This window comes from Nostoc sp. (assembly GCF_036916975.1).
Classification (GTDB): domain Bacteria; phylum Cyanobacteriota; class Cyanobacteriia; order Cyanobacteriales; family Nostocaceae; genus Nostoc.
This window is the reverse complement of sequence record NZ_JBALFF010000022.1, coordinates 1-5,849: the sequence shown is the minus strand read 5'-3', so window position 1 is coordinate 5,849 and position 5,849 is coordinate 1. Positions and strand designations below refer to the sequence as shown.

Here is a 5,849-nt window from a genome sequence, read left to right as displayed (position 1 = left end):
ATCCGGTTGTTGGTGCTGGTGATCCACTCACAGAATCGATCCCATACGTTGGCGCTTGAGCGCTGTTGTAAGGTTGCTGTCATGGTTTTATAAGTGCGGTTAGTTGTTTATGAATCAGGCTGGTTTGTGTTTGCCTGTGAAAATACTTTACAATGCTTTACATTTTTTAAGCAAGTTTTTTTACTTCAGTAAAGCTGATATACCTTATTACTTTTTCTTATAGTTTTATGCTAGGTCAGCGCCCAAAGGTTAACAATTCAAAATTCAAACATTTTAGATATTTCAGACGGGGATTTAAACCCCGAGTGAAACTAGCGTAAGTAGGTAGGCAAGATAAAACCAAACTATGTAACGAAAAGTAAAATATCTGTATTTGGCTCGTAGTTGCGCTTTAGCCCTAAAGCGCAACTACGAGCCAATGATGATTATTTGCGTCCACTTACTTAGTGGAAGTATGGGGTTTTCCCCAGGGCTATTTCATTCTATTTTTGCGGCGGTTTTTACGAATCTTTTTCAGAAAAATAAGAATTTAAACCTGATATAAGTTGAGAACCGTAGTTTTTGCCCTCACCCTAAATCCCTCTCCCATATATGGGAGAGGGACTTGGGAGCAACGCGAAAAAGTGAGATCATCGTGATTTTCCTCTTCATTGACATCAAGTCAACGCATCATTTTTTTACTAAAAAATATGCTGTAGCATACTCCGGTAATTGCGTGATATGCTGCCCAAATTCTTTTTTATTCTTAAATACACCTGCTAAAAAATCGAGTTGATAAAGATTGGGTAAAAATGCTCCGCCTGTATCTGCAATGACTCCCATTTGCAGATGTTTGCGACCACCTATAGTATGCTCAATTATAATCACTTTGCCTAAACCAATATTTAAAACATCCCCAGCAAAAGTCACTCCGGGTTTAATAGAAATTTTTGCATCTATTTTGTATCCATAGCCTTTAATAGCATCAACTTCTCTAAAATACCAATAACGCTTTTGTGCTGTTGCCTTCAAGCCGCGAATATAAGACATTCCATTATTTCTATCTACATTAAAAAATGCCTTATAACCATCTGTAAAATTAATTAGTATCGTTCCTTCCATAATTGCTTCTTCTAAACCATTTCTGGTTAGATAAGCGAGACTTGTAACTTTTCCAAATTCTCTACCACCTGGTTCATAAATACCTGACAAAACATCCTGCTTTGTGTATCTAGTGTAGAATTTATCGTTATTAGAGTTGTCTTTTAAACTATAAATTGGTGTATTAAAAGTAGAGGTTTTTTTACGAGAACCGGGGTGAGTAAATACAGCATATTTGGTAATTCTTAATTGTTTTTGTTTTTTGTCTTTTGGGTTATAAGCAGTCCATTTAATAACTCGAAAATTGGAATTGATAAACTTGGGGTCTTGCAACCGAGTAGCTCGATTATTAGCAATATCCTCTTTTAAGACAACAATCATGAAATTCAAAGTATTGAGGACATCTGGAACAGTAACGCCTTGAGTAGCAAGCATTCCTGTACGCAGAATATCTGGGTCTTCTGAACTATAATCTTGAAAATATTTTCTAGTATTAACGAGAACAGTTAATAAATCTTCTTGATTGAAGTTGACCTTACTACTTGGCAGTTTGACTGGAGTAACAACTTGGCTGCCATTAATACTAAATTTATATTTTTTGAACTCATCGACAACTGGATAGGGTGCAGATGCGGCTAACAAACTTTGTTGAGATGAAAAAATATTTTGCTTGTCTAGAATTTCATCAGATGTTTGTTTAGTGATTAAAGGATTTTTAAACTTCAAATCAAGTTGCTCAGAAATTTGATTTGAGGTGAGAGAAATCTGTGATTTAAGTGGGGTAAAATTTTCTTGCTGAGTCAAAAACTGCTCTTGTTGGGCTAGGCGTTTAGTTTTTAACTGAGTATATAAATGGCTACTGGCTAAACTAACAAGCAATAAGGCAGCACAACCTACTGTTATCCGGAATTTTTGATTAAATAAGATATTCATAACCTATAGAAGAAATTCCTATTATCTCTTAGTATCTTCCATTTTGAATGTTGAATTTTTTAACTAGCTCCGTGGGTTTAAGTCCCCCGGTTCTAAAATCGGTAAGTAATGCGATTGGGGACTGCGAATGCAAAGTTGCTCCTGTAGTGCGCTCCGCGCATCCTGCGGCGGGGGAAACCCCAAGACCGCACTTTGCGCTAAATCGCACGTTGTAATGCGAGTCGGAAACCGTCCCCACAACAGCACTCTTCATTACAAAACAAAATTGACGAATTACGTACAGCCCAAAGGGCCATGAAAACCGCAAAGCGTTCCGGAGGCTCTATTACGAATTACGAATTATTTTAAGTTTCTATCACCTCACGCAATAACTGCGCCAATTTTTCGGCACTATCGGGAACTGCGATCGCATGAGCTTTTTCCCCCATTTTTGCTAAATCATCTGGTGATTGCAATAAATTCAACACATTACTTTGTAATATTTGTGCCGTTAACTCCGATTGCTTCAGTGTCAACGCCGCACCAGATGAAGTAAATACGTCTGCATTATAAGATTGATGGTCTTCTGCGGCAAAGGGGTAAGGAATCAAAATTGCTGGTGTTCCACACACTGCCAATTCTGTCAAGCTACCAGCACCAGAACGACTAATGGCAAGAGTAGCTCGTTGCAACAATGCTGCCATATTGTTGTAAAAAGGTAAGGCTATGTACTGTGGATGTTTGAGGCTATCTGCTTCCTCGTCGCGATCGCCAGTTAAATGTACTACATAAGCACCAGCATCAAACCAAGCTTTTGCAGCTTCGCGCACCAATTTATTCACTGCAACTGCGCCCTGGCTACCACCAAATACGACAATCAAGGGAACACCTTCAGGAATAGCTAAATCTAGGGGTGCATGAATTGCCCCATCGAGGAATTGCGCCCTTACAGGAGTACCAACACAGACATTTTTAGCACGGGGCAAATACTTAGCAGCTACTTCAAATCCCAAGGCTACCGCGCTACACCAAGGGCCAAAAAAGCGAGTTACTTTACCAGGTATTGCGTTAGATTCATGAAAAACCACAGGTAAACCGAGGGAACGCGCTGCAATGACGGCTGGGCCTGCAATGTAACCTCCTGTGGTAAACACCCCTTGAAAATTTCCCTGCTTCAAAATTCGCCTGACTTCTATAATCGAAAGGGCGAGTTTACCCAAAATCCGAATCGAGGAGAGTCCAAACCCTTGCTGAAACCCTTCAACTGCAATAGTATTCAAGGGATACTCTTTAGGGACAAGTTGAGTTTCTAGCCGATTGGGAACTCCCAGCCATTCGATTTGATAATCTGGCAGTTTTTCGGCCAGTGCGATCGCTGGAAACAAATGACCACCAGTACCACTGGCAGCTATTAATAATCGTATCGGTGCGTTTGCCAATCAAACCTCTACCGTTTAGCGTCTAGCTTAACTAAGATAAAACAATTTCCTTACTTTCTCTCATCAAATTCAGTAAAATCTTACCAATGACTAACATTATTACCGCTTTAGTGAGACGACAACTCAGATTTCCAGCTAGTATATGGCTGGTTTTATTCCTGCTAACCCTTGGTTTAACAAGTGGTTGGCAAGGCACTCAAGCTGCAACACCAAAACAATTAGCTCAAGTTGGTACAGGCCAAAATGCAGCAGCCGATGTGAAAAACCTGTTGACACAAGTTGATGCAGCCGCCAGTCGGGGCGATGTTAAAGGAGTGTTGCAATTCTACAGCCCTAACTTCACTCATGGGGATGGATTAAACCTGCAAACCCTGGAAAAATCTTTGATTTCACTTTGGCAACGATATCCTAAATTGCAATACAGTACAAAACTGCTATCTTCAAAACCTGAAGGCAATGGGATTATTGCCGAAACAGAAACGAAGATAACTGGCTTACCCTCCGCTAGCAGTAATAATTCGGCTCTCAATGCCACGATTAAATCGCGTCAGCGGATTGTAGGCAATAAAATAGTTCGCCAAGATATTTTGTCAGAACGCACTCAACTTACCTCTGGCAGCAAGCCGCCGCAACTTGATATTAAATTACCAGAGCAGGTGCTGGTTGGCCAAAAGTATAATTTTGATGCGATCGTTCAAGAGCCACTTGGTGATGATTTTCTATTAGGAACGGCGTTAGAGGAACCCATACAACCAGATAAATTTCTCAACCCCACACCTGTGGATTTGGAATTACTAACATCTGGCGGACTGTTTAAAACCGGAAAAGCACCATCTACCCCTGGTAGCCAGTGGGTTTCTGCTGTGATTCTGCGGGGTAATGGGATGACGATGGTAACTCAGCGCCTGCAAGTGGTGAAGAAGTAGTTAGGAACAAGAATTAAATAATATACAAGTTATGTATCTAGCTTACCTCCCCCTCAATCCCTCTCCGATGTATTGGAGAGGGAAGCTAGATAATTGATGAAGTTTTGCATTTTATTTAATCCACGTTCCTTAAAAGTTGGGAGTTAGTGCGCTACGCTACCGCTAGCGTACTAAAAATCTCGATCGCTTGATTAAATTGAGTCCCGACAGATTAAGGGGGGTACTCAAAAAAAGGGGATCATTTGAAAACGCGCTTTTAAATTGCCACAAAGGAAAGCAGTATCCGATAGTACGAGCAAAGAAGCTTTTCAGTCCTAAATATGCTGGAGCTAGCTGCTGCAACTGGTAAAATAGACCTAAAGTACCTGGATAAATCGGGATTTTGTGCATGGAGTGAGCCAGGTTACACCTATTACCAGCGAGGTGATCAAAAACGCTTAGAGCTTCACATTGCGTCGTGGTCGTAGATTAAGCATCATCGGCTTTCTTCAGCCTTTAATCAGTTTTGTTTACGGTCTGGTTATTGGGGGTTCAGGATTTGAAAAGAGCGATTATCAAAGGGCAAAAAATACTCTGCGTTAGCGCAGCCTAAAAAGATAAAAGACTTGGTTATCAAAAGACACAACTAAACAGTGATAAAAGTGGAAGGTTGAGCCAAAAGTATACTTGCATTGACATTATCTAATTTCGCCAACACTTGATTGTCAGAACTATCCATAATGAAAGCAATACTTCCTTGTTGCTGTATCAACAATTGACCGAACTTGAGACCGCCTGACAACGCAAGCTTATCTTTACCCACTTGAAAGTCAGTAATGGAGTCCGTACCCTCACCTAAAGCTAACACAAAAGTATCAGCGCCATTACCCCCTGTAAGTACATCTTTGCCATTGCCCCCATAAAGCCAGTCATTGCCTGCGCCCCCTAATAGTTGGTCATCGCCGCTACCACCAAATAGCGTATCGTTTCCGTCGCCTCCAAAAAGTTGATCGTTTCCTACATTACCTACGATTTTGTCTGCACCCCCAAACCCATAAATCTTGTTGGCTGGGGCATTGCCTTTTAGGTATTCAGAGCTATCAGTGCCATTGAGAAGAGAAATTTTGTTAGTAATAGGAGTCTTATTGGTAGGTGCTTCGTATGCGCCAATATCAGTCAATACATTGCCGTCGCCATTGCCATCTAGGGGAGTGTTCTTAGTGATGCTATTGAAAGCATTGGAACCACCATCGATAGCAGGGCTTCCAGGTTTGAGCCTAAAGTCACCATTCGCTGCATTAACAAACAAGGGGTCTTGGTTTAAAATATTTCCCGATCCTGTGCCTGTAAAAGCTCCGTTGTAAGCAAGGTTATTGTTAAATGAAGTCTTACTAGAATTAACAACATAATTAGCAGCAACTCCGTCGTTTGCATACATAATATTGTTATAGACCTGAACATTTTTAGCACTGTTAAGGAAAATTTCTCCGTCTGGGATTTCTTGTGAATTTTG

At 40.7% G+C, this 5,849-nt stretch carries 4 protein-coding genes; 1 reads left to right on the top strand and 3 read right to left on the bottom strand.

Annotated features, from left to right (window positions below):
* Positions 1-669: 669 nt before the first annotated feature.
* Positions 670-2,013 (bottom strand): hypothetical protein, encoded by a 1,344-nt coding sequence (locus V7K73_RS04215; protein WP_334877423.1) that lies wholly within the window; start codon positions 2,011-2,013, stop codon positions 670-672.
* 344 nt (positions 2,014-2,357) lie between these two features.
* Positions 2,358-3,431: an undecaprenyldiphospho-muramoylpentapeptide beta-N-acetylglucosaminyltransferase gene (gene murG / locus V7K73_RS04210; RefSeq protein WP_334877421.1), complete on the bottom strand. Its 1,074-nt coding sequence runs from the start codon at positions 3,429-3,431 to the stop codon at positions 2,358-2,360.
* A gap of 86 nt (positions 3,432-3,517) precedes the next feature.
* Between murG and V7K73_RS04205 the strand changes: the two genes are divergently transcribed.
* Positions 3,518-4,357: a nuclear transport factor 2 family protein gene (locus V7K73_RS04205; RefSeq protein WP_334877419.1), complete on the top strand. Its 840-nt coding sequence runs from the start codon at positions 3,518-3,520 to the stop codon at positions 4,355-4,357.
* A 625-nt stretch (positions 4,358-4,982) separates the two neighbouring features.
* Here the strand turns inward: V7K73_RS04205 and V7K73_RS04200 are convergent.
* Positions 4,983-5,849 (bottom strand): calcium-binding protein (locus tag V7K73_RS04200; protein WP_442936734.1); only part of this gene is annotated, 867 nt, incomplete at its 5' end.